The sequence below is a fragment of the Treponema sp. OMZ 840 genome (assembly GCF_050937815.1).
Classification (GTDB): domain Bacteria; phylum Spirochaetota; class Spirochaetia; order Treponematales; family Treponemataceae; genus Treponema_C.
In genome coordinates this window covers 1-618 of the sequence record NZ_JACDIJ010000044.1, presented here as the reverse complement: position 1 = coordinate 618, position 618 = coordinate 1, and the positions used below count along the sequence as shown (strand labels likewise).

Sequence of the window (618 nt, the reverse complement as noted above, 5' to 3'; positions counted from 1 at the left end):
TGCAAGTGAGCGGCTCACATAGCGCCGCTCACTTGCACGACGAGTTTTGCTTTGCAAAACTCGCATAAAAATAGCTTTAGGTTCGCAATTCTGAAGAATTGCTCACACGTAAAGACAGTATTGGATATATAGCCTTTACCACCGTCCGTGGCGGGCATAAAAACTCACATCCGTGTGAGTTTTTATGCTACGAGTTTTAGGCGGTGTACACACCGCCTAAAACGTCGGGGATAATCGACTTTTTCCGGCATCCGTGCCGGTCATAAAATATTTTTTCGGAAAAAGTGTCTTTTTTTGTCAACTGACACCTATATATATAGGTGGAGGTGAGGTATGACAAAGGCTAAGCCCAAACGAACCTATAAGGACTCGGTGTTTGCCGACTTTTTCGGGGCGGATAAGTCGGCAAAATCAAACTTTATCAGTTTATACAACGCATTGCACGGAACACAGCTGTCACTTGACTGTGAGCTGCGTCATATCAGACTGGAGCAAATCCTGTATATGAACTTTTATAACGATGTTTCCTTCCTTGTAGATAATAAAATCATTGTACTTGCAGAACATCAATCGACCGTCAACTTGAATATGCCGTTCCGTTTTTTGGAGTATGTAGTA

The 618-nt window shown here is 42.7% G+C and carries 1 pseudogene; it reads left to right on the top strand.

Annotated features, from left to right (window positions below):
* Positions 1–333: 333 nt before the first annotated feature.
* A pseudogene (locus H0R92_RS14040) lies at positions 334–618 on the top strand (hypothetical protein); the annotation flags it as partial.